This window comes from Cupriavidus basilensis, assembly GCF_000876015.1.
Taxonomy (GTDB): Bacteria; Pseudomonadota; Gammaproteobacteria; order Burkholderiales; family Burkholderiaceae; genus Cupriavidus; species Cupriavidus basilensis_B.
This window is the reverse complement of the sequence record NZ_BBQM01000020.1, coordinates 82147-104778: the sequence shown is the minus strand read 5'-3', so window position 1 is coordinate 104778 and position 22632 is coordinate 82147. Positions and strand designations below refer to the sequence as shown.

The following is a 22632-nucleotide window of genomic DNA, read 5'->3' as shown; positions in this document are numbered from 1 at the left end:
GATGTGATATTGGGGTTCGTTTAGGTGGCGTACCGCCCGCTGCCAGCGCGGCCGCGGACTGCGGGGCCCGCGCTGCATGCTCGCGCGGACGCGGTGGATGCCTTGGATACTCAGGTATTCGGTACTTCGGTACAGCGGCGCGGCAGCGTCTGCCGCGGTCTTGCCTGTCCGGCGCCTGGCCGGCGCCGGACAGGCAAAACCGCCAGGCCGGGCGCCAGGGCCCGGCGATGGCGGTCAGCCCATCATCAGTACAGCGACTTGCCCGAACCGTCCTTCACCGAGGTCTTCCAGGTGTTGCGGATCTGGTTGACGACGCCTTCCGGCAGCGGCACGTAGTCCAGGTCGGTGGCCATGGCGGCACCGCTCTTGTAGGCCCAGTCGAAGAACTTCAGCACTTCGGTGCCTTGCGCCGGCTTTTCCTGGCTCTTGTGCAGCAGGATGAAGGTGGCGCCGGCGATCGGCCATGCGGCCTTGCCCGGCTGGTTGGTCAGGATCTGGTAGTACGTCTTGCTCCAGTCCGCGCCGGCGGCGGCGGCCTTGAAGCCGTCGTCGCTGGGCTGCACGACCGCACCCGAAGAATTCTTCATGTTCAGGTAGGTCATCTTGTTCTGCTTGGCGTAGGCGTACTCGACGTAGCCGATCGCGCCGTTCAGGCGCTGCACGAACGCGGCCACGCCTTCGTTGCCCTTGCCGCCCGTGCCGCCGCCCGGCCAGTTGACGGTGGTGCCTTCACCGACCGAGCTCTTCCAGTCCGAGCTGACCTTGGTCAGGTAGTTGGTGAAGATGAAGGTCGTGCCCGAACCGTCGGCGCGGCGCACCGGCAGGATGTCCTGGCTCGGCAGCTTGGCGTGCGGGTTCAGCGCCTTGATGGCGGGATCGTCCCACTTCTTGATCTTGCCCAGGTAGATGTTGGCCAGCACTTCGCCAGTGATGGTCAGCTCGCCCGGCTTGACGCCCTGCAGGTTGATCACCGGCACCACGCCGCCGATCACCGTCGGGAACTGCACGAGGCCTTGCTTGGCCAGTTCGTCGTCCGTGAGGGGTGCGTCCGAAGCACCGAAATCGACGGTCTTCGCGCCGATCTGCTTGATGCCGCCGGCCGAACCGATGGATTGATAGTTGACCTTGTTACCCGTTGCCTTTTGGTATGCGTCGGCCCACTTGGAATACACGGGCGCCGGGAAAGATGCGCCAGCACCGGTAATTTCCGCCGCGAACGCAGTGCCCGCCACCACCAACGACACGATGCCTGCTACGGCAGTCTTGACCAGCTTCATATGTCCTCCAGAGACATGGTTGGGGAATGACAATTTTTTGACACGTCGAACTTTATGCCCCGTATATGACAATTCCATGACATCACGAGATCTTCTTGTAAGTCGACGGCAAGTCTCTTTGACGGTCGCCAGGAGGATGACATGCGCATGACAAAACACGCCGTTTAATACACTATTTCGCCCAAAATCGCCCCGATAGACACATTTTGCTAGCATTTGGCGCGCGCGCACCAGATGGCCGTTAATTGCAGTACGGGCGCAAAAAAAGCCGGGTGAAAACCCGGCTCCATGCCACCGGCGACGCCGGCCCACCGCATCCGCCACGCTCGCGGCGCAAGCGGCCTACCCTCTCCCGCCTGCGGGCGCGGAAGGCAAGCCCCCGCATCCCGCGCGCGGCGGAGTGGCGTGTCAGGCGCGCAGCGAATCGGCCAGCGTCTGCGCCGCCCGCTCGGCGGTCTCGACCTGCTCGGCCTCGACCATCACCCGCACCACCGGCTCGGTCCCCGAGGCGCGGATCAGCACCCGGCCCTTGCCTTCGAGCTGCGGCTCGATGACCGCGCGCGCGGCGCTCAGGCCGGCGTGCGACTGCCAGTCGAAGCCCTTTTCCACGCGCACGTTGATGAGCGTCTGCGGGAACAGCGACACGCCTTCGAGCAGTTGCGCCAGGGTCTTGCCGCTGCGCCGCAGCGCGGCCAGCACCTGCAGCGCGGAGACGATGCCGTCGCCGGTGGTGTGCCGGTCCAGGCAGAGCAGGTGGCCCGAGCCTTCGCCGCCCAGCACCCACTTGCGCTTGTTCAGTTCCTCCAGCACGTAGCGGTCACCCACCTTGGCCCGCACGAACTCGACGCCCTGGCGCTTGAAGGCCAGCTCGACCGCCATGTTGGTCATCAGCGTACCGACCGCGCCGGCCACGCTCTGCCCGGACTGCAGGCGATCCTGCACGATCAGGTAGAGCAGCTCGTCGCCATTGAACAGGCGGCCGTCGCGGTCCACCACCTGGAGGCGGTCCGCATCGCCGTCGAAGGCCAGGCCGAGGTCCGCGCCGTGGGCCTTGACCGCCTCGATCAGCTTCTCCGGCGCGGTGGCGCCATAGCCGGCGTTGATGTTGCGCCCGTCGGGCTGGTTGCCGATCGACACCACGTCGGCGCCCAGCTCGTGGAACACGTGCGGCGCGATGTGATAGGCGGCGCCGTGGGCGCAGTCCACTACCAGCTTGAGCTTGTGCAGGTCCTGCTCGTAGGGGAACGTGCTCTTGCAGAACTCGATGTAGCGCCCGGCCGCATCGTCGATGCGGCGCGCGCGGCCGAGGTCGTCGGAGCGCACGCACACCATCGGCTCTTCCAGGGCCTGCTCGATGGCCAGCTCCACCTCGTCGGGCAGCTTGTCGCCGTCGGCGGAGAAGAACTTGATGCCGTTGTCGTAGTACGGGTTGTGGCTAGCCGAGATCACCACCCCGGCCGACAGCCGCAGCGCGCGCGTGAGGTAGGCCACGCCGGGCGTGGGCAGCGGCCCGGTCAGCAGCACGTTGACGCCGGCCGAGGTGAAGCCGGCTTCCAGCGCGGCTTCCAGCATGTAGCCGGAGATGCGGGTGTCCTTGCCGATCAGCACGGTCGGGCGCCCCTGCGCCTGCTGGCGCGCGCCGTGGGCCAGCACCATGCCGGCCGCGTAGCCGAGGCGCATCACGAAATCGGGCGTGATGGGCGCCTCGCCCACCCGGCCGCGCACCCCGTCGGTGCCGAAGTACTTGCGTGTCATACGTGTTTTCTCCCGTCGTTCTGTCTTGTGGGGATGCTAGCCCGCGTCCCCTGTGATCGATTCCTGCCGGATGGCCCACCACGTCTTGATGGCGTCCACGGTCTGCTCCACGTCGTGCACCCGCACGATGTACGCGCCGCGTTCCGCCGCGCAGACCGCCGCGGCCAGGCTGGCGGCCACGCGCTGCTGTGGCGGCCGGCCGCCGAGGATGGCGCCCAGCGTCGACTTGCGCGACAAGCCTACCAGCAGCGGCAGCCCCGCTACCGCGAGTTGCGGCAGGCGGGCCAGCAACTGCAGATTATGATCCGGCGTCTTGCCAAAGCCAAAGCCCGGATCGAGGGTGATGCGGGCCTCGTCGACGCCGGCGGCGCGCAGCGCGTCCACCCGTTCGCCGAGGAAGCCGGCCACCTCGCGCACCACGTCGCCGTAGCGCGGGTCTTCCTGCATGGTCTGCGGGTCGCGCTGCATGTGCATCACGCACAGGCCGGCCTGCCCCGCCGCCGCCTCGCTCACGGCCGCGACCGCGCCGGGCATGCGAAAGCCCCAGATGTCGTTGATCAGGTCGGCGCCGGCGGCCAGCGCGGCGCGCATGACCTCGGGCTTGTAGGTGTCGATCGACAGGGGCCGGCCGCAGTCGCGCAGCGCCTCCACCACCGGCAGCACGCGCGCCAGTTCCTGCTCCAGCGGCAGCGCCGCCGAGCCCGGCCGGCTGGACTCGCCGCCGATGTCGATGATGTCGACGCCCTCGGCGATCATGCGCTCGGCATGGCGCAGCGCGGCATCGCGCCCGGCATGCTGGCCGCCGTCGGAGAACGAGTCGGGCGTGACGTTGAGGATGCCCATCACCAGCGGGCGGCGGTTGCGTGCGAAGCGGAAGCGGCCGCACTGGAAATGCGAGTCAGCGGAGATCGGGGACAACATGGGAAAACCGGGAAAGTGCAGGAAACCGGGACGGGCCGCGAGGCAGGCCGCTGAATAGGCCGTGGAATAGACCGCGGAGCAGGCCGCGCCCGGGCGGCGGCAATGAAAAAGCCGGCGCACGGGGCGCCGGCTTCAGGCTCGGTGGACGGGCAGGCAAACGACTGCGGCCGCTGCCGCCGAGCCGGCCGTTCAGGCTGCGGCGGGCGCGGTGGCGGGCGCCACCGGCGAGCCGCCCGACGGGGTGTTGCCACCACCGTTCTGGCCGGACGCGCCGCGCGGCGGCCGCGGCGGCTTGCCCGCCATGATGTCGTTGACCTGGTCGGCGTCGATGGTTTCCCATTCCATGAGCGCGGTCGTCATGGCCTCGACCTTGTCGCGGTTTTCCTCGAGCAGGCGCTTGGCCAGGCCATATTGCTCGTCGACGATGCGGCGGATTTCCGCGTCGACCTTCTGCTGCGTGGCTTCCGACACGGTCTTCGAGGACATCTTGCCGAACATGCCGTCCTGCTCGGTGTCGACGTAGACCATCGTGCCGAGCGTGTCGCTCATGCCGAAGCGGGTCACCATGTCGCGCGCGGTCTTGGTGGCGCGCTCGAAGTCGTTGGAAGCACCGGTGCTCATGGCGTTGAGGAAAACCTCTTCCGCCGCGCGGCCGCCGAACAGGATGGCGATCTCGTCGAGCATGTTGTCCTTGTACTTCGAGTACTTGTCATGCTCCGGCAACTGCCAGGTCACGCCCAGCGCCCAGCCGCGCGGCATGATTGTGACCTTGTGCACCGGGTCGGCCTTGGGCAGCAGCTTGGCCACGACCGCATGGCCGGACTCGTGGTACGCGGTGGCGCGGCGTTCTTCCTCGCGCATGACCGTGGACTTGCGCTCCGGACCCATGTAGATCTTGTCCTTGGCGTCCTCGAAGTCCTGCATGTCGACCACGCGCTTGCTGCGGCGGGCGGCGAACAGCGCTGCTTCATTGACCAGGTTGGCCAGGTCGGCGCCCGAGAAGCCGGGCGTGCCGCGCGCGATCACCGAAGCGTCGACGTCGTTGCCGATCGGCACCTTGCGCATGTGGACCTTGAGGATCTGCTCGCGGCCGCGGATGTCCGGCAGGCCCACGTAGACCTGGCGGTCGAAGCGGCCCGGACGCAGCAGCGCCTTGTCCAGCACGTCGGAGCGGTTGGTCGCGGCGATCACGATCACGCCCGAGTTGGCCTCGAAGCCGTCCATCTCGACCAGCATCTGGTTCAGGGTCTGCTCGCGCTCGTCGTTGCCGCCGCCCATGCCGGCGCCGCGATGGCGGCCGACCGCGTCGATTTCGTCGATGAACACGATGCAGGGCGCCTGCTTCTTGGCGTTCTCGAACATGTCGCGCACGCGGGCCGCGCCCACGCCGACGAACATTTCAACGAAGTCCGAGCCGGAGATGCTGAAGAACGGCACCTTGGCCTCGCCGGCGATGGCGCGCGCCAGCAGCGTCTTGCCGGTGCCCGGGGGGCCGACCAGCAGCACGCCGCGCGGGATGCGCCCGCCCAGCTTCTGGAATTTCTGCGGATCCTTGAGGAAGTCGACCAGCTCGACCACTTCTTCCTTGGATTCGTCGCACCCGGCGACGTCCTGGAACGTGACCGCGTTCTGGTTCTCGTCGATCAGGCGCGCGCGCGACTTGCCGAACGAGAAGGCGCCGCCTTTGCCGCCGCCCTGCATCTGCCGCATCATGTAGAACCAGAACACGATGATCAGCAGGGTCGGCCCGAGGTAGTACAGGGCCTGGACCAGCACGTTGGGTTCGTCGTCGGCCTTGCCGGTCACCTGGACGCCGTACTTCATCAGGTCGCCGACCATCCAGATGTCGCCCGGCGAGATGATGGTGTACTTCTGCCCTTCCTTGGGCGTCACCACCAGATTGCGGCCTTGCACGTCAACCCGGCCCACCTTGCCGTTCTTGGCGTCATCCATGAACTGCGAATAGGTGACGCCCTCCTGCGTGCGGGGCTTGTCGAACTGCTTGAAGACGGTAAACAACACCAGCGCGATCACGAGCCAGATTGCCGCCTTTTGAAACAGGTTGTTATTCAAGGCCAAACTCCTTTACGAACGCCTTGCCAACGGGATAGCTGCATTGTAATGCAGTGCCCGGTGCCGGGGGGAAAAGCAAATTCATCGATGCGATAGGCCCGTCCCGCTGGCCCATCTCACCCCACCGACTTGAGGTAACGCCCAAGAATGAAGGTCTCGGAAGACTTGTCGCGCGACGCCTTGGGCTTGCGTTTGGCGACCACCTTGAACTGGCGCTTGAACTTCTCCACGATCTGGCTATAACCGCTGCCATGGAAGCACTTTACCAGCAATGAGCCCTCCGGCTTCAAATGGGCCTGCGCAAATTCCAGCGCCAGGTCGCACAGGTAATCGATGCGCGCCGCGTCCGCGAAGGCCACCCCGGACAGATTGGGGGCCATATCCGACAAAACAAGGTCGATCTTCGCGCCGCCGGAGGCGGCCAGCACGATTTCCTCGAGCTGGCGGAAAACCGGCTCCTCGCGGAAGTCGCCCTGGATGAAAGTGACGTCGGCGACGGCTTCCATCGGCAGGATGTCGATCGCCACCACCGCGCCGTCGATGCCGCCGTCCTTGGCGCGCGGCGACGCCGCCAGCTTGTTGCGCGCGTACTGGCTCCAGCTGCCCGGCGCGGCGCCGAGGTCGACGATGACCTGGCCGGGACGGATCAGCTTGTCCTGCTCGTCGATCTCCTTGAGCTTGTAAGCGGCGCGGGCACGATAGCCCTCGCGCTGCGCCAGCTTCACATACGGATCGTTGATATGGTCGTGCAGCCACGACTGATTGAATTTGTTCTTGGCCATTTGCCTGTGAAACCTGCCTGATACCTGCCTGAAACTCGCCTGATGCCTGCGCGGGGCACCCGCCCCGGAAACCATTTGCCGCGCCGCCCCGGTCCGGGAGCGGCCGCGCGTTTTTCATTCGTTTTGCTGTTTTTGCAGCCCGACGGTGCCAGTTTGACGGATAATACGCGCCGATTCGTTTTTTCGGCACTTCGGTGCCCTGGTTTGCGCACCGAGCTGCGCGCCCGTTTGCACTAACCCGCGCCCATTTGCGCCCTCGCCTGCGCTTTATCTATGCCCGCTCTTCAACTTATTCCAGCCCAGCGCTCCGAACTCCGCTCCCGCGCCCACGGCCTCAACCCGGTCGTGATGATCGGTGCCGACGGCCTGACGCGCCCGGTGCTGGCGGAAATCGACCGCAGCCTGGCCTCGCACGACCTGATCAAGATCCGTGTGTTCGGCGACGACCGCGAGAACCGCATCGCCATCTACGAAGCCATCTGCGAGGATCTCGACGCGGCCCCGATCCAGCACATCGGCAAGCTGCTGGTGGTATGGCGCCCGGGCCCGGCCGTCCTCAAGGAAAACCGTCCCCAGGAACTGGGCCGGCTGGCGCCGCGTGGCGGCGCCGCCCCGCGCACCGTGACGGTGCGCAAGCCCAGCGCGGCGCCCAACCGCCGCCCGAAGCGCTCGCAGGTGACGGTGCTCGGCAACGAGCGCGTGACCGCCGGCGGCAACGTCAAGCGCGCGCGTCCGCGTCCGTCCAGCCAGAAGAAGAAGGCGCTCGACTGAGGCGCTGCCCGGCGCGGCCAGGGCCGCGCTTCGGGCCATGTGCCTTATTCGGGCTTGGAAGTTGTTTCAACATGAAGCGAAGCGGTCCTGGCCAGGCGCGGCCGCAGACAGTACAGCTGGTACTTGCCGTGCCGCGCAACGACGCCAGGATCTTTTTGAAACGACTTCTTATTCGCCCGCCGAACGTGGCGCCGCTGCGCGCCACACCATGACCAGGGCCAGCAGGCTCTGCACCAGGTAGATCACGCTCGACACGCCGTGCAGCATGCCGAACTGGCCCTTGTAGGGCGACTCCGACACGCCCACGCCGAGCGCGGACGCCTTGTCCTTGAGATCTTCCATGAACGGCTGGATGCCGAAATAGCCGGCCAGCACGCACACCAGCATGGCCAGCACCAGCCAGCGCAGGCCGCGGTAGCGGCCCGCGCCGCGGCGGATCATCAGGTTGCACAGCGCCAGTTGCAGCACGCCCACCACGATGCCGAGAATGGCTTCGGTGCGGAACAACTGGCCGGCGATCAGGCCGGCGGTTTCCCGGCTGGGCAGCACGGCGAACAGGGTCGGGGCCACCATGTAGCCCACCGTCCACAGGCTGCCGGCCCAGACCACGGTCAGCAGGAGAAAGATCCGATGCGGCAGCGGCGGCAGACTGGAATAGGAAGAGGAGAACACGAAGCCTCGTTGATCGTTCAGATGTAGCGAACCGTGATGACTTCGTATTCGCGCTCGCCGCCGGGGGCCAGCACGGTCGCCACGTCGCCCTCGAACTTGCCGATCAGCGCGCGCGCGATGGGCGAGCTGACCGAGATCTTGCCGCTGTCGAGGTCGGCCTCGTCGTCGCCGACGATCTGGTAACACACCGGCTTGCCGGATTCCAGGTCTTCCAGGTCCACGGTGGCGCCGAACACGATGCGGCCGTCGGTGTCGAGCTGGCTCGGGTCGATGACCTGCGCGGCCGACAGCTTGGATTCCACTTCCAGGATGCGGCCTTCGATGAAGGCCTGCTTTTCCTTGGCGGCGTCGTACTCGGCGTTTTCCGAGAGATCACCCTGCGCGCGCGCTTCGGAAATGGCATTGATCACGGCGGGACGCTCGACCGCCTTCAGGCGCTGCAGCTCTTCTTTCAGCAACTCTGCGCCGCGCTTGGTAATCGGAATCGTGCTCATGTCTTTCGTTCTGCAAAAAAATGAGCCGCAGCGGAGCGGGAACCATGCACCGGCAACGTGCCCGGGCACTTCCGCTCAACCGCGGCTTTTCAGGTTGTTCTCAGATTGGGTCGTCGGCCCTGACCGACCAGATTGCCGTAGTTTAGGCCAAGACTGCCGCCCGCAGCAACTGCGGGCGGCCCGGGGGCCCGGCCAGGCCGGGCCCCGCGGCGCTCAGGCCAGCGAGGCGTGCAGGCCCTGCAGGTCGTAGACCTCCAGGCTCTGCAGGTGCTTGAGGCCTTCCACCGCGGCGCGCGCGCCGGCGATGGTGGTGTAGTACGGCACCCGGTTGGCCAGCGCCGAGATGCGGATCGAGCGCGAGTCGGCGATGGCGGTGCGGGTCTCGTCCACGGTGGTGAACACCAGCGCCAGCTCGCCGTTCTTGATCATGTCGACGATGTGCGGGCGGCCGTCCTTGACCTTGTTGACCACGCGCACCGGAATGCCGGCGGCCTCGATCGCCGAGGCAGTGCCGCGCGTGGCCACCAGCGGATAGCCCATCTCGTGCAGCATGCGGGCCACGCTGACGGCGTGCGGCTTGTCGCTGTCCTTCACGGTCAGCAGCACCGTGCCCTTCTCCGGCAGGCGCGAGCCGGCGGCGAGCTGGCTCTTGAAGAGCGCCTCGCCGAAGGTCTTGCCCACGCCCATCACCTCGCCGGTGGAGCGCATCTCGGGTCCGAGCACCGGGTCCACGCCCGGGAACTTGTTGAACGGGAACACCGCTTCCTTGACGCTGAAGTACGGCGGCACCACTTCGTCGTGGATGCCCTGCGAGTCCAGCGACTGGCCGGCCATGCAGCGCGCGGCGATCTTGGCCAGCGACAGGCCGGTGGCCTTGGACACATAAGGCACCGTGCGCGAGGCGCGCGGGTTCACTTCCAGCACGTAGACCACGTCCTGGCCGTCGGTGTGCTGGATGGCGAACTGCACGTTCATCAGGCCGATCACGTTCAGGGCGCGGGCCATCGCCGCGGTCTGGCGCTTGAGTTCGTCCACGGTGGCCTGGGCCAGCGAGTACGGCGGCAGCGAGCAGGCGGAGTCGCCCGAGTGCACGCCGGCCTGCTCGATGTGCTCCATCACGCCGCCGATGAACACGCGCTGGCCGTCGCACAGGGCGTCGACGTCGCACTCGATGGCGTCGTTGAGGAAGCGGTCCAGCAGCACCGGGGAGTCGTGCGACACCTTCACGGCCTCGCGCATGTAGCGCTCGAGGTCGCGCGGCTCATGCACGATTTCCATCGCGCGGCCGCCCAGCACGTAGGACGGGCGCACCACCAGCGGGTAGCCGATTTCCTCGGCCAGGCGCAGCGCCTCGTCCTCGGCGCGCGCGGTGCGGTTGGGCGGCTGGCGCAGGCCGAGTTCCTGCAGCAGCTTCTGGAAGCGCTCGCGGTCCTCGGCGGCGTCGATCATGTCGGGGCTGGTGCCGATGATGGGCACGCCGTTGGCTTCCAGGTCCAGCGCCAGCTTCAGCGGGGTCTGGCCGCCGTACTGCACGATCACGCCGACCGGCTTTTCCTTGTCGACGATCTCCAGCACGTCTTCGAGCGTCAGCGGCTCGAAGTACAGGCGGTCCGAGGTGTCGTAGTCGGTCGACACGGTTTCCGGGTTGCAGTTGACCATGATGGTCTCGTACCCGTCCTCGCGCAGCGCCAGCGCGGCGTGCACGCAGCAGTAGTCGAATTCGATGCCCTGGCCGATCCGGTTCGGGCCGCCGCCCAGCACCATGATCTTCTTGTTGGCGGTCGGCTGCGCCTCGCACTCGCCATGCTCGGCTTCGTACGTGCCGTACATGTAGGCGGTGTTGGTGGCGAACTCGGCCGCGCAGGTGTCCACGCGCTTGTAGACCGGGCGCACGCCGGCGGCGTGGCGCGCGGCGCGCACCTCGGCCGGCGTGGCGCCGAGCAGCCTGGCCAGGCGGCGGTCGGAGAAGCCCTTCTGCTTCAGGTGGCGCAGCTCGGCCGCCGACAGGCTGTCGAGCTTGCGCGCCTTGACCAGGGTCTCGGTCTTGACGATGTCCTCGATCTGGGCCAGGAACCACGGGTCGATGTCGGTCTCGGCATGCACTTCCTCGAGCGACATGCCGATGCGGAAGGCATCGCCCACGTACCAGATGCGGTCCGGGCCGGCTTCGCCGATTTCCTCGACGATCTCGTCGCGGTCGGTGGACTTGTCGTCCAGGCCGTCCACGCCGACTTCCAGGCCGCGCAGCGCCTTCTGGAACGATTCCTGGAAGGTGCGGCCCATCGCCATCACCTCGCCCACCGACTTCATCTGGGTGGTCAGGTGGCTGTCGGCCTGCGGGAATTTCTCGAAGGCGAAGCGCGGCACCTTGGTGACCACGTAGTCGATCGACGGTTCGAACGAGGCCGGGGTCTGGCCGCCGGTGATCTCGTTCTTGAGCTCGTCGAGCGTGTAGCCGACCGCCAGCTTGGCCGCGACCTTGGCGATCGGGAAGCCGGTGGCCTTGGAGGCCAGCGCCGACGAGCGCGACACGCGCGGGTTCATCTCGATCACGATCATGCGGCCGTCGGCCGGGTTGATCGAGAACTGCACGTTGGAGCCGCCGGTGTCCACGCCGATCTCGCGCAGCACCGCCAGCGAAGCATTGCGCAGGATCTGGTATTCCTTGTCGGTCAGGGTCTGCGCCGGGGCCACGGTGATCGAGTCGCCGGTGTGGATGCCCATCGGGTCCAGGTTCTCGATCGAGCAGATGATGATGCAGTTGTCCGCCTTGTCGCGGACCACTTCCATCTCATATTCCTTCCAGCCCAGCAGCGATTCCTCGATCAGCAGCTCGCGCGTGGGCGACAGATCCAGGCCGCGCTTGCAGATTTCCTCGAATTCCTCGCGGTTGTAGGCGATGCCGCCGCCCGAGCCACCCAGCGTGAAGGACGGGCGGATCACGATCGGGTAGCCGCCGGTGCTGGTTTCCCTGGCGATCTGCGACTGCACGGCCAGCGCTTCTTCCATCGAGTGGGCGATGCCGGACTTGGCCGAGCCCAGGCCGATCTTGGTCATCGCTTCCTTGAACTTCTGGCGGTCCTCGGCCTTGTCGATGGCCTCGGGCGACGCACCGATCAGCTCCACCTTGTACTTGTCCAGCACGCCGTGGCGGTGCAGGTCCAGCGCGCAGTTCAGCGCGGTCTGGCCGCCCATCGTCGGCAGGATGGCGTCGGGGCGCTCCTTCTCGATGATGCGTTCGACCACTTCCCAGGTGATCGGCTCGATGTAGGTCACGTCGGCCGTGTTGGGGTCGGTCATGATCGTGGCCGGATTGGAGTTGACCAGGATGACCTTGAAGCCTTCCTCGCGCAGCGCCTTGCAGGCCTGGGCGCCGGAATAGTCGAACTCGCACGCCTGCCCGATGATGATGGGGCCGGCGCCGATGATCAGGATGCTCTTAATGTCTGTGCGCTTTGGCATTGCACGCTCTCTTTGTTGGCCGGCCGCGCGCTCGCGCGGGCCGCGCCGGATATCAGGATTCGATTCAGTTCAGGGTGGCCGTGGCCAGCTTCGCGCCGAAGCCGATGAACATGGCGCCCACCCCGCTGGCCATGCCCGCCGACAGGCGCCGGCGGCGACGGAACATCTCCGCCAGCCTGGCGCCGGCGAAGATGATCGAGGTGAGGTAGGCGAAGCTGAACACCTGGCACACCAGCCCCAGCACCGCGAACGACAGCGCCGGATGGCCGAACTGCGGATCGACGAACTGGATGAAGAAGGAGATGAAGAACAGGATCGCCTTGGGATTGAGCAGGCTCACCACCAGCGCCTTGCGGAACGGGTTGGCGCGGTCCGCCGGCGCGGCCGCGGGCGCCTCGCGCCCGGCCTCGGCGCCGCGCTGCGACCAGCTGCGCAGCGCGCCGCGCAGCATCTGCAGGCCGATCCAGCCCAGGTAGGCCGCGCCGATGTACTTCACCACGTAGAACAACGCCGGGCTGGCCTGCAGCAGCGAGGCCACGCCCGCCGCCGACAGCACCATCAGGACCGCGTCGCCCAGGAACACCCCGCAGGCGCCCTTGTAGCCCGCGCGCACGCCGCGCTGGGCGGCGACCGACAGCACGTACATCGAATTCGGCCCCGGCAGCAGCACGATGAAGATCGTGCCGAGCACATAGGTCCAGAAATCGGTGATGCCGAGCGTGGCGTGCATGAAGGCGTTCATGGGGGGTTCCTGCTGGTTCCTGGGTCTTGCTGTCTTCGTTTCTTCTTCGGTTCTGCTTCGTTGCCGGTCCGTTGCGCCGCGCTTACTTGCGCGCGTCCGCCATCATCTTGGTGAAGCGGTCGAACAGGTAAGCCACGTCGTGCGGGCCGGGCGAGGCTTCCGGGTGGCCCTGGAAGCAGAACGCCGGCTTGTCGGTCAGCGCGAAGCCCTGCAGCGAGCCGTCGAACAGCGACACGTGCGTGGTGCGCACGTTGGCCGGCAGCGTGGCGGCATCCACGGCGAAGCCGTGGTTCTGCGAGGTGATCACCACGCGGCCGTCGTCCAGGTCCTTGACCGGGTGGTTGGCGCCGTGGTGGCCGAACTTCATCTTGAGCGTCTTCGCGCCCACGGCCAGGGCCATGATCTGGTGGCCCAGGCAGATGCCGAACGTGGGAATGCCGCGCGCGATGAACTCGCGCGTGGCGGCGATGGCGTAGTCGCACGGTTCCGGGTCGCCGGGGCCGTTGGACAGGAAGATGCCGTCCGGGTTGAGCGCCAGCGCGTTGGCCGCGCTGGCCTGGGCCGGCAGCACCGTCACCTTGCAGCCGCGCTGGGCCAGCATGCGCAGGATGTTGAACTTGACGCCGTAGTCATAGGCGACCACGTGGAACTGCGGCTGCTCCTGCTTGCCGTAGCCCGCGCCGAGCTTCCACTCGGACTGGGTCCATTCGTACGGCTCCCTGGCCGACACCACCTTGGCCAGGTCCATGCCGGCCAGGCCGGGGAACGAGCGGGCCAGGTCGATGGCCTTCTGCACATTGTCCTCGCCGGCCAGGATGCAGCCGTTCTGGGCACCCTTCTCGCGCAGGATGCGGGTCAGCTTGCGGGTATCGATGCCGGCGATCGCCACCACCTTTTCCTGCTTGAGGTAGTGCGCGAGCGTGTGCTCCTTGCGGAAGCTGGAGGCCAGAATCGGCAGATCCTTGATGATCAGGCCGGCGGCATGGACTTTCGTTGCCTCGACATCCTCACCGTTGACGCCGTAATTGCCGATATGCGGATACGTCAGCGTGACGATCTGCCGCGAATAGCTCGGGTCGGTAAGGATTTCCTGGTATCCGGTGATGGCGGTGTTGAACACCACTTCGCCAATCGTATGACCGGAAGCGCCGATGGAATAGCCACGAAAGACCGTGCCGTCTGCAAGCGCGAGAATGGCGGACGGAAAAGACGGTAACACGGGTAGGCTCCTGCTGGATTCACCCCGTGACCGACCTGCTCAACGCCTCTTGCCCCGTTGTCCGGCTTGGCAGCAGGCATGGCGCCGGAGGCGCCGCCTGTTGCCCGGACCGTTCGCCAGGCGCTCGAAACGCCACACGAAAACATGGGGCGGAGCCAGGGCGAAATGGGGGCGGCGGAAGGTGGAATTCGGTAGGCGCTAGGGTGAGGGGTTCTGAAAGCGAAACTTTCGGATTATACCCTGCCGCGCCCATTTTCTCAAGTTATCAAGGACTTGCGGACCGCACGGCGGCGTGCGGGCCACCCGGCCTGCGGCCGCGCGCCGCGGCGTGCGGCGCGGGGTTCATGCCGGCGGCACCACTGCCGTCACCTCGATCTCCACCTTGGCGCGCGCCTCCACGAGGTCGGACACCTCCACCGCCGTCATGGCCGGGAAATGGCGGCCGATGGTGGCGCGGTAATGCTCGCCGATGGCGCGGTAGGCGCCCACGTAGGCCGCCTTGTCCTTCACATACCAGGTCATGCGCACGATGTGCTCCGGGCGCGCCCCGCCCTCGGCCAGCACCGCCACCACGTTGCGCAGCGCCTGCCCGGCCTGTTCCGCGAAATCGTCGGTCTCGAACTCGCACCTGCCGTTCCAGCCGATCTGGCCGCCGACGAACAGCAGCCGGCTGCCCACGCGCATCTCCGTCATCACGCCGTTGGCATAGCCGCGCGGCGGCGCCCAGTCTGGTGGTTGCAGAATCTTCATGATCGGTTTCCCCGTCGTTCTTGTGATGTTGAATTCCATGTTTTCCGATGCGGCCCCGTACAGCCCGATGCGTCCCGATGCAGCCCGGGCTGGCGCGGCGCTCAGCCGCCGTCCTCGCCGCGCGGGCCGTCGGCAGGCACACCGCCGGCCTCGCCCGGCGGCGCCAGGAAGCGCGCCATCGCCGCGTGCACCGCGGGCGGCAGCGCGCGCGGCGCCAGTCTGCCGGCATCGACGCACACCAGCCGCTGCGCGATCTCCAGCCGCGCGTCGCCGGCCGGCCCGCGAAAGCGCACCAGCAGCGAAAAACTGCTGCGCCCGAGATGCGTCACGCGCAGCTCGCGCGTGAGCACCTCGCCGAGCCGGCTCGGCGCCATGAAGCGGCACGACAGCGCCGCGGTCGGCACGCCGGCCCCGCCGGCGCCGTGCATCTCGCCGAAGGGCCAGCCCAGCGCCTCGCGGAACCAGTCCTCGACGAGGTCGTTGAGCATCTCGAAGTAGCGCGGGAAGAACACGATGCCGGCGGCATCGCAGTCCTTGAAGCGCACGCGCCGCGTGCCGGCGAAGACCTCGCTCATGGCTGCCCCGCCCCGCCGTCCGCCGCCGCCTGCTGCTCGGCCATCTGCCGCAGGCGGAAGCGCTGCAGCTTGCCGGTCTCGGTGCGCGGCAGCGCGTCGACGAAGATCACGCGGCGCGGATACTTGTACGGCGCGATCTCCGCCTTGACGTAGGCCTGCAGCGCCGCGCGCGTGTCCTCGCCCGCCGGCACGCCGGGGCGCAGCACCACGTAGGCCGCCACCACCTGCCCGCGCTCGGCGTCGGCCATGCCGACCACGCCGCATTCGGCCACCGCCGCGTGGCGCATCAGCGCGCTCTCCACCTCGGGGCCGGCGATGTTGTAGCCCGCCGAGACGATCATGTCGTCCGAGCGCGCCTGGTAGAAGTAATAGCCGTCGGCATCCGCCATGAAGGTGTCGCCGGGCAGGTTCCAGCCGTCCTTCACGTAGGCCGCCTGGCGCGGGTCGTCCAGGTAGCGGCAGCCGGTGGGCCCGCGCACCGCGAGCCTGCCGACCGTGCCCGGCGGCACCGGCTGCATGGCCTCGTCGACGATGCGCGCCACGTAGCCCGGCACCACCTTGCCGATCGCGCCGGGCCGCACGTCCGCGCCGGCGCTGGAGATGAAGATGTGCATCATCTCGGTGCCGCCGATGCCGTCGGTCATCTCGATGCCGGTGGCGGCCTTCCAGCTCTGGCGCGTGGCGTCGGGCAGCGCCTCGCCGGCCGACACGCTCTTCTTCAGGCTGGCGATGTCGTAGCCCGGCGCCAGCGCCGCCATCTGGCGGTAGAAGGTCGGCGCGGTGAAGACGATGGTGGCGCGCCACGACTGGATCAGCGCCAGCAGGCTCTCCGGCGTGAGCCGCTCGGCCAGCACGGTGGAGGCGCCCGCGCGCAGCGGGAAGCACAGCATGCCGCCCAGGCCGAAGGTGAAGGCCAGCGGCGGCGTGCCGCAGAAGATGTCGTCCGGGCCCGGCTTGAGCACGTGGCGCGGGAACAGGTCGCACATGGCGATCACGTCGCGGTGGAAATGCACGGTGCCCTTGGGCTGGCCCGTGGTGCCGCTGGTGAAGGCGATCAGGCAGATGTCGTCGGCGGCGGTGTCGCAGGCCGCGTAGGCGTCCGGCTTGCCGGCGATGGCCGCTTCCAGCGCGTCGGCGCCGCTGCCGTTGAAGTAGCGCACCTGCGCGAGGCCCGGGCAGTGCTGCGCGCCGCCGGGCGCGAGGTTGGCGTCGAGCTCGTCGCGCAGGCGCGCGTCGCACAGCGCCGCGCCGACCTGGGCGCGGTCGATGACCTGCTTGAGTTCCTTGGCGCGCAGCAGCGGCATGGTCGGCACCGCGATCAGGCCGGCCTTGACCACCGCCAGCCAGCTCGCCGCCATCATCAGGTTGTTGGGCCCGCGCAGCAGCACGCGGTTGCCGGGCACCAGCTTCATGTCGCCGGTCAGCACGTGGGCGATGCGGTTGGACAGCGCGGCCAGCTCCGCGTAGGTGACCGCGTGCCGCGCGCCGTCCTGCTCGTAGCGGATCGCCACGCGCGCGCCGCGCCCCTCGCGCACGTGGCGCTCGACCAGCTCCAGCGCGCAGTTCATGCGCGGCGGGTATTGCGTGTCTTCGTTGAACAGCAGCTCGGGCCACTGCTCCGGGGGCGGCAGCCGGTCGCGCGCAAAGGTATCGAGGTGGGCTGTGCTAGCCATGATTGTCTCCGCTTCCTTCATTCTGATGATGCTGGTAAGGGTCTTGCCGCGCTGTCCGCCGCGCTAGCCGCGCTGCTGCGCCAGCGTCTCGCGCGCGATGATGAGCTTCTGCACCTCGGTGGCGCCTTCGTAGATGCGCAGCGAGCGGATCTCGCGGTACAGGCTTTCCACGCGCGTGCCGACCTTGACGCCGAGCCCGCCGAACATCTGCACGGCGCGGTCGATCACCTGCTGCGCGTTCTCGGTGGCCACCATCTTGGCCATCGCTGCCTCGCGCGTGGTGCGCACGCCGGCCACGTCGCGCAGCCACGCCGCGCGGTAGGTCAGCAGCGCCGCCGAGTCGATCGCGGTGGCCATGTCGCCGAGCGCGGCCTGCGTCAGTTGCAGGTCGGCCAGCACGCCGCCGAACATCGGCCGCGTGCTGGCGCGCGCGAGCGCCTCGTCCAGCGCGGCGCGGCCGAAGCCGAGCGCCGCGGCGGCCACCGAGGCGCGGAAGATGTCCAGCGTCATCATCGCCACCTTGAAGCCCTGCCCCGCCTCGCCCAGGCGCGCGCCGGCCGGCACGCGGCAGCGGTCGAAGCGCAGCGTGGCCAGCGGGTGCGGCGCCATCACGTCGATGCGCTCGGCAATCGTCAGCCCGGGCGTGTCGGCGTCGACCACGAAGGCCGAGATGCCGCGCGCGCCGGGCGCCTCGCCGGTGCGCGCGAACACGCAGTAGAAATCGGCGATGCCGCCGTTGGAGATCCAGGTCTTGGCGCCGTCGAGCACGTAGTCGTCGCCGTCGCGCGCGGCGCGGCACTGCATGGCCGCCACGTCGGAGCCGGCATCGGGCTCGGACAGCGCGAACGCGGCGATGGCCTCGCCGCGCGCCACGCGCGGCAGGTAGCGCTCGCGCACGGCCTCGCTGCCGGCCAGCGAGATCGCGCCGCTGCCCAGCCCCTGCATGGCGAAGGCGAAGTCGGCCAGGCCGTCGTGGCGGGCCAGCGTCTCGCGCAGCAGGCACAGCGAGCGCGAATCCAGCTTGTCGAGCGCGCCGCCGTAGGCGGCCGGCACGCAATAGCGCAGCCAGCCGGCCGCGCCGAGCTGGCGCACCAGCGCGCGGCAGGCGGCGTCGGTGTCGCGGTGGTCGACCGCGAGCGAGGCCGCGGCCCAGGCGTCGAGGCGCTGCTCCAGCGCGCGGTGCGCGTCGTCGAAGAACGGCAGCGAGAGATAACTCTTGTCGGACATGGCGTGGGATTTCCTCTGGTTCGGCGTTGCGCGCAAGATTCAGTCGCCTTCGAACACCGGGCGCGCCTTGGCGACGAAGGCGTCGTAGGCGCGGCGGAAGTCGCGCGTCTGCATGCAGATGGCCTGCGCCTCGGCCTCGGCCTCGATGGCCTCGTCCAGGCCCATGTTCCATTCCTGGTGCAGCAGCTTCTTGGTCACGCCGTGCGCGAACGTGGGGCCGGCGGCGATCTGCGCGGCCAGCGCCTGCGCGTCGGCCAGCAGCGTGCCGGGCGCGTGCAGCGCGTTGAAGAAGCCCCATTGCAGGCCCTCTTCCGCGCTCATCGCGCGGCCGGTGTAGAGCAGCTCGCCGGCGCGGCCCTGGCCGATCACGCGCGGCAGCAGCGAGCACGCGCCCATGTCGGCGCCGGCCAGGCCCACGCGCACGAACAGGAAGGCGGTCCTGGCCTGCGCCGTGCCCAGCCGCATGTCGGAAGCCAGCGCCATCATCGCGCCGGCGCCGGCGCAGATGCCGTCGACGGCGCTGATGACCGGCTGCGGGCAGGCGCGCATGGCCTTGACCAGGTCGCCGGTCATGCGCGTGAAGTCGAGCAGCTCGGGCATGGTCATGCGCGTGAGCGGGCCGATGATCTCGTGCACGTCGCCGCCCGAGCAGAAATTGCCGCCGGCGCCGGTGACGACCACGGCCTTGATGTCGCTGGCATGGCACAGGCCGCGGAACAGGTCGCGCAGCTCGGCGTAGGAATCGAAGGTCAGCGGGTTCTTGCGCTCGGGGCGGTTCAGCGTCACGGTGCCGACCTTGCCGTCGGCCGAGACCGACCACAGGAAGTGCCTGGGCTGGTAGCCGGCGAAGCTGCGCTTGTGGTGGCGCATGTCCAGTGCGATTTCGCTCATCTCGTCTCTCTCGCTTGCGGGTGTTCGTTGGATTGCGTGGGTCGTGTCCCGGCGCGCGCGGCTAGCCGGCCATGACTTCGCCGCCGGCCACCGGCACCGCCTGCCCGGTGATGGCGCCGGCAGTCGGCTGGCACAGCCACGCCACCGCGTCGGCCACTTCCTCGGGCTGGACCAGCCGGCCCTGCGGGTTGCCCTTCGCCAGCTCGGCGCGCGCCTCGGCTTCGCCGCGGCCGGTCTTGCGCACGATGTTGGCCACCGCGTCGCGCACGATGTCGGTCTCGGTGTAGCCGGGGCAGACCGCGTTGACGGTCACGCCGCCGCGCGCGGTCTCCAGCGCCAGCGCGCGCGTGAGTCCGATCACGCCGTGCTTGGCCGCGCAGTAGGCGCTGACGTAGCCGTAGCCGGCCAGCCCCGCGGTGCTGGCCACGTTGACGATGCGGCCCCAGCCGTTTTCCAGCATGCCGGGCAGCGCCGCCTGCGTGCACAGGAAGGTGCCGGTCAGGTTGACTTCGAGCATGCCCTGCCACAACGCCAGATCGGTCTTCAGGAACGGCGCGCTGCGCGCCTGCCCGGCGTTGTTGACGAGGATGTCGATGCGCCCCGCGCGCGCGGCCGCCGCGGCAAAGGCCGCCGCCACGCTGTCGGCGCTGGCGACGTCCGCGCTCACGGTGCCGAGCGTGGCCGGCGGCACCACCGCGTCGGCCAGCGCGTCGGCGGTGGCGGCCAGCGTGGCGGCGTCGCGCCCGAGCAGCGTGACGCTGGCGCCGTGCGCGAGCAGCCGCCGCGCGATCGCCGCGCCGATGCCGCGGCCGCCGCCGGTGACCAGCGCGTGCCGGCCCTGCAATGCAAGTTGTGCCGCCATGTTCAACGTTCCTCCGCCTGGCGCGCATGCCGCGCCGCCGCTTGTATCGCCCGCGCCGCCTGCGCCGCCTGCTGTTGCGCCATCTGCGCGGCGCGTTCCAGATTGGTTTCGAGCTGGCGCTTGCCGGCCTGGTATTGCTTCGGCCACGCCAGCTCGCGGTGGCCGATGCGCGCCGCCTCGTGAAGGGTCCAGGCCGGGTCCGCCAGGTGCGGGCGCGCGATCGCGCACAGGTCGGCGCGCCCGGCGGCGATGATGCTGTCGACGTGGTCGGCCTCGAAGATCGCACCCACGGCGATGGTGGCGATGCCGGCCTCGTTGCGGATGCGGTCGGCGAACGGCGTCTGGTACATGCGACCGTACACCGGCGCCTGGTCCGGGCTGACCTGGCCGGACGAGCAGTCGATCATGTCGGCGCCGGCGGCCTTGAACGCGCGCGCGATCCCGACCGCGTCGTCGGGCGTGATGCCGCCCTGGACCCAGTCGTGCGCCGAGATGCGCACCGACATCGGCTTGTCCTGCGGCCACGCGGCGCGCACCGCGGCGAACACCTCGAGCGGATAGCGCAGCCGCGCGGCCAGCGTGCCGCCGTATTCGTCGGCGCGCCGGTTGGTCAGCGGCGAGATGAAGCTCGACAGCAGGTAGCCGTGCGCGCAGTGCAGCTCCAGCCAGTCGAAGCCGGCTTCGGCGGCGCGCCGCGCGGCGGCGGTGAAATCGTCGCGCACGCGGTCCATGTCGGCGCGCGTCATCTCGCGCGGCACCTGCGAGACGCCGGGCAGGTAGGGCAGAGGCGAAGCCGACAGCAGTGGCCAGTTGCCGCCGGCAAGCGGATAGTCCATCTGCTCCCAGCCGAGCTGGGTCGAGCCCTTGCGCCCGGCGTGGCCGAGCTGCATGGCGATGCGCGCGTCGCTGCTGGCGTGCACCAGGTCCACGACGCGGCGCCAGGCGTCGCGCTGGGTGTCGTTCCACAAACCCGGGCAGCCCGGCGTGATGCGCGCGTCCGGGGAAGTGCAGGTCATCTCCGCCACCACCATCGCCGCGCCGCCGAGCGCGCGCGCGCCGAGATGCGCCAGGTGGAAATCGCCCGGCACGCCGTCCACGCACGAGTACATCGCCATCGGCGACACCACCACGCGGTTCTTCAGCGTCACGCCGCGCACGCGGAACGGCGTGAACATCGGCGGCACGGGATGCGCGGCGGGCACTGCGGGCGCGGCACCGCCGGCATGCGCCGCGGCCTGCCCGGCCAGCCAGCGCTCGAAGCCTTCCACGTAGGCCGCGTCGCGCACGCGCAGGTTCTCGTGCGAGATGCGCTGCGAGCGCGTCAGCAGCGAGTAGGCGAACTGCTCCGGGGCCATGCCGGCGTAGCGCTCGACGTTTTCGAACCATTCGGTGGAATTGCGCGCGGCGTTCTGGATCTTGAGCACCTCCACGCTGCGGCTGGCCTGGTAGCGCTCCAGCGCCCGCGGCAGCGCGGCGGCGCCGACGTCGCCCGCATCGCCAGCGGCGCGGATGTTGTCGGCCAGCTCGATGGCGTCTTCCAGCGCCAGCTTGGTGCCCGAGCCGATCGAGAAATGCGCGGTGTGCGCGGCATCGCCCATCAGCACCACCGGCACGCGGCGGCCGTCGGCCAGCGTGTTCCAGTGCACCCAGGTCTGGCAGATCACGCGCGGGAAGCGGATCCAGCTGGCCGAGCCGCGCAGGTGGGTGGCGTTGCTGATCAGGTGGTGGCCGTCGAGATGGCGCGCGAACAGGCGCTCGCAGAAGGCCACGCCTTCTTCCTGGCTCATCTGCTCGATGCCCGCGGCGCGCCACACCGGCTCCGGCGCCTCCACGATGAAGGTGGAGGTGCTGTCGTCGAAGCGGTAGGCGTGGGCCTGGAACCAGCCGTGCCCGGTCTTCTCGAAGGCGAAGGTGAAGGCGTCGAACAGCTTGTGCGTGCCGAGCCAGACGAAGCGGCAGCGGCGCGTGTCGATGTCGGGCCGGAAGGTGTCGGCATAGCGCGTGCGCACGCGGCTGTTGATGCCGTCCGAGGCGATCACGAGGTCGGCCCGGTACTGCTGCGCGAGCGCCTGGTCGTCGGCCGCGTCGATCTCGAACACGAGATGCACGCCGAGCGCCTCGCAGCGCGCCTGCAGGATGTTGAGCAGGCGCTTGCGGCCGATGCCGATGAAGCCGTGCCCGCCGGAGCGGATGGTGCGCCCGCCGATGTGGACGTCGATGTCGTCCCAGTGGTTGAACGCCGCGTCGATCTCGCGCGCGCTGACCGGATCGGCCTGCCGCAGGTTGTCCAGCGTGGCGTCGGAGAACACCACGCCCCAGCCGAAGGTGTCGTAGGGGCGGTTGCGCTCGACCACCCAGACCTCGCTGGCGGGGTCCCGCAGCTTGGTCAGCAGGCCGAAATACAGCCCCGCCGGGCCGCCGCCGATACACAGCACTCGCATCTTCCGTCTCCTGCGTGCCGGCCCGGGAATGCCGCCGGCCGGCGA

Annotated in this window: 18 protein-coding genes; 1 reads left to right on the top strand and 17 read right to left on the bottom strand. The window is 68.8% G+C overall.

Annotated elements, in window-relative coordinates; translation table 11 throughout:
- Positions 1-245 precede the first annotated feature (245 nt).
- The 5 genes from pstS to KF708C_RS22320 form a co-directional block, all read right to left on the bottom strand.
- On the bottom strand, positions 246-1277 hold the full coding sequence (gene pstS, locus KF708C_RS22340; protein WP_059413327.1) for a phosphate ABC transporter substrate-binding protein PstS: 1032 nt from the start codon (positions 1275-1277) through the stop codon (positions 246-248).
- A gap of 408 nt (positions 1278-1685) precedes the next feature.
- On the bottom strand, positions 1686-3032 hold the full coding sequence (gene glmM, locus KF708C_RS22335) for a phosphoglucosamine mutase (protein ID WP_020202887.1): 1347 nt from the start codon (positions 3030-3032) through the stop codon (positions 1686-1688).
- Between the two features lie 36 nt (positions 3033-3068).
- A complete protein-coding gene (gene folP, locus KF708C_RS22330; protein WP_059413326.1) occupies positions 3069-3953 on the bottom strand; it encodes a dihydropteroate synthase in 885 nt (294 codons plus the stop codon).
- Between the two features lie 189 nt (positions 3954-4142).
- On the bottom strand, positions 4143-6026 hold the full coding sequence (gene ftsH, locus KF708C_RS22325; RefSeq protein ID WP_020202885.1) for an ATP-dependent zinc metalloprotease FtsH: 1884 nt from the start codon (positions 6024-6026) through the stop codon (positions 4143-4145).
- A gap of 116 nt (positions 6027-6142) precedes the next feature.
- A complete protein-coding gene (locus KF708C_RS22320) occupies positions 6143-6808 on the bottom strand; it encodes an RlmE family RNA methyltransferase (protein ID WP_020202884.1) in 666 nt (221 codons plus the stop codon).
- A 273-nt stretch (positions 6809-7081) separates the two neighbouring features.
- Between KF708C_RS22320 and KF708C_RS22315 the strand changes: the two genes are divergently transcribed.
- On the top strand, positions 7082-7579 hold the full coding sequence (locus KF708C_RS22315) for a YhbY family RNA-binding protein (protein WP_029043582.1): 498 nt from the start codon (positions 7082-7084) through the stop codon (positions 7577-7579).
- Positions 7580-7747: 168 nt separating this feature from the next.
- Here KF708C_RS22315 and KF708C_RS22310 read toward each other — a convergent pair whose 3' ends face one another.
- From KF708C_RS22310 to KF708C_RS22255, 12 genes are all read right to left on the bottom strand, one after another.
- Positions 7748-8251, bottom strand: a complete 504-nt coding sequence (locus KF708C_RS22310) for a DUF4149 domain-containing protein (protein WP_020202882.1) — start codon at positions 8249-8251, stop codon at positions 7748-7750.
- A 17-nt stretch (positions 8252-8268) separates the two neighbouring features.
- Entirely contained in the window at positions 8269-8745 is a 477-nt protein-coding gene (gene greA / locus KF708C_RS22305) for a transcription elongation factor GreA (RefSeq protein ID WP_020202881.1), read from the bottom strand.
- 213 nt (positions 8746-8958) lie between these two features.
- A complete protein-coding gene (gene carB, locus KF708C_RS22300; protein WP_020202880.1) occupies positions 8959-12207 on the bottom strand; it encodes a carbamoyl-phosphate synthase large subunit in 3249 nt (1082 codons plus the stop codon).
- Positions 12208-12271: 64 nt separating this feature from the next.
- Positions 12272-12949 carry a leucine efflux protein LeuE gene (leuE, locus tag KF708C_RS22295; protein ID WP_020202879.1) on the bottom strand — a complete coding sequence of 226 codons (678 nt, stop codon included), beginning with the start codon at positions 12947-12949 and terminating at the stop codon, positions 12272-12274.
- 82 nt (positions 12950-13031) lie between these two features.
- Entirely contained in the window at positions 13032-14168 is a 1137-nt protein-coding gene (gene carA, locus KF708C_RS22290) for a glutamine-hydrolyzing carbamoyl-phosphate synthase small subunit (protein ID WP_059413325.1), read from the bottom strand.
- A gap of 342 nt (positions 14169-14510) precedes the next feature.
- A complete protein-coding gene (locus KF708C_RS22285) occupies positions 14511-14918 on the bottom strand; it encodes a RidA family protein (protein WP_059413324.1) in 408 nt (135 codons plus the stop codon).
- Between the two features lie 101 nt (positions 14919-15019).
- Positions 15020-15493 (bottom strand): acyl-CoA thioesterase, encoded by a 474-nt coding sequence (locus tag KF708C_RS22280; RefSeq protein WP_020202876.1) that lies wholly within the window; start codon positions 15491-15493, stop codon positions 15020-15022.
- Entirely contained in the window at positions 15490-17166 is a 1677-nt protein-coding gene (locus tag KF708C_RS22275; RefSeq protein WP_059413418.1) for an AMP-binding protein, read from the bottom strand. Before KF708C_RS22275 ends, KF708C_RS22280 begins: the two co-directional genes overlap by 4 nt.
- Before the next feature lie 63 nt (positions 17167-17229).
- Positions 17230-18393 (bottom strand): acyl-CoA dehydrogenase family protein, encoded by a 1164-nt coding sequence (locus KF708C_RS22270; RefSeq protein WP_020202874.1) that lies wholly within the window; start codon positions 18391-18393, stop codon positions 17230-17232.
- A gap of 39 nt (positions 18394-18432) precedes the next feature.
- Entirely contained in the window at positions 18433-19284 is an 852-nt protein-coding gene (locus tag KF708C_RS22265; protein ID WP_059413323.1) for an enoyl-CoA hydratase family protein, read from the bottom strand.
- A gap of 61 nt (positions 19285-19345) precedes the next feature.
- Entirely contained in the window at positions 19346-20146 is an 801-nt protein-coding gene (locus tag KF708C_RS22260) for an SDR family NAD(P)-dependent oxidoreductase (protein WP_043366525.1), read from the bottom strand.
- 2 nt (positions 20147-20148) lie between these two features.
- The gene (locus KF708C_RS22255) at positions 20149-22587 is read right to left on the bottom strand and encodes a bifunctional salicylyl-CoA 5-hydroxylase/oxidoreductase (protein ID WP_059413322.1); all 2439 of its coding nucleotides are present in this window, start codon (positions 22585-22587) and stop codon (positions 20149-20151) included.
- Between the last annotated feature and the right edge of the window lie 45 nt (positions 22588-22632).

Bases quoted from the DNA above. Each gene is read 5' to 3' on its own strand.
- pstS (WP_059413327.1), bottom strand. From the start codon at position 1,277: ATGAAGCTGGTCAAGACTGCCGTAGCAGGCATCGTGTCGTTGGTGGTG.
- glmM (WP_020202887.1), bottom strand. From the start codon at position 3,032: ATGACACGCAAGTACTTCGGCACCGACGGGGTGCGCGGCCGGGTGGGC.
- folP (WP_059413326.1), bottom strand. From the start codon at position 3,953: ATGTTGTCCCCGATCTCCGCTGACTCGCATTTCCAGTGCGGCCGCTTC.
- KF708C_RS22320 (WP_020202884.1), bottom strand. From the start codon at position 6,808: ATGGCCAAGAACAAATTCAATCAGTCGTGGCTGCACGACCATATCAAC.
- KF708C_RS22315 (WP_029043582.1), top strand. From the start codon at position 7,082: ATGCCCGCTCTTCAACTTATTCCAGCCCAGCGCTCCGAACTCCGCTCC.
- greA (WP_020202881.1), bottom strand. From the start codon at position 8,745: ATGAGCACGATTCCGATTACCAAGCGCGGCGCAGAGTTGCTGAAAGAA.
- carB (WP_020202880.1), bottom strand. From the start codon at position 12,207: ATGCCAAAGCGCACAGACATTAAGAGCATCCTGATCATCGGCGCCGGC.
- leuE (WP_020202879.1), bottom strand. From the start codon at position 12,949: ATGAACGCCTTCATGCACGCCACGCTCGGCATCACCGATTTCTGGACC.
- KF708C_RS22285 (WP_059413324.1), bottom strand. From the start codon at position 14,918: ATGAAGATTCTGCAACCACCAGACTGGGCGCCGCCGCGCGGCTATGCC.
- KF708C_RS22280 (WP_020202876.1), bottom strand. From the start codon at position 15,493: ATGAGCGAGGTCTTCGCCGGCACGCGGCGCGTGCGCTTCAAGGACTGC.
- KF708C_RS22275 (WP_059413418.1), bottom strand. From the start codon at position 17,166: ATGGCTAGCACAGCCCACCTCGATACCTTTGCGCGCGACCGGCTGCCG.
- KF708C_RS22270 (WP_020202874.1), bottom strand. From the start codon at position 18,393: ATGTCCGACAAGAGTTATCTCTCGCTGCCGTTCTTCGACGACGCGCAC.
- KF708C_RS22265 (WP_059413323.1), bottom strand. From the start codon at position 19,284: ATGAGCGAAATCGCACTGGACATGCGCCACCACAAGCGCAGCTTCGCC.
- KF708C_RS22260 (WP_043366525.1), bottom strand. From the start codon at position 20,146: ATGGCGGCACAACTTGCATTGCAGGGCCGGCACGCGCTGGTCACCGGC.
- KF708C_RS22255 (WP_059413322.1), bottom strand. From the start codon at position 22,587: ATGCGAGTGCTGTGTATCGGCGGCGGCCCGGCGGGGCTGTATTTCGGC.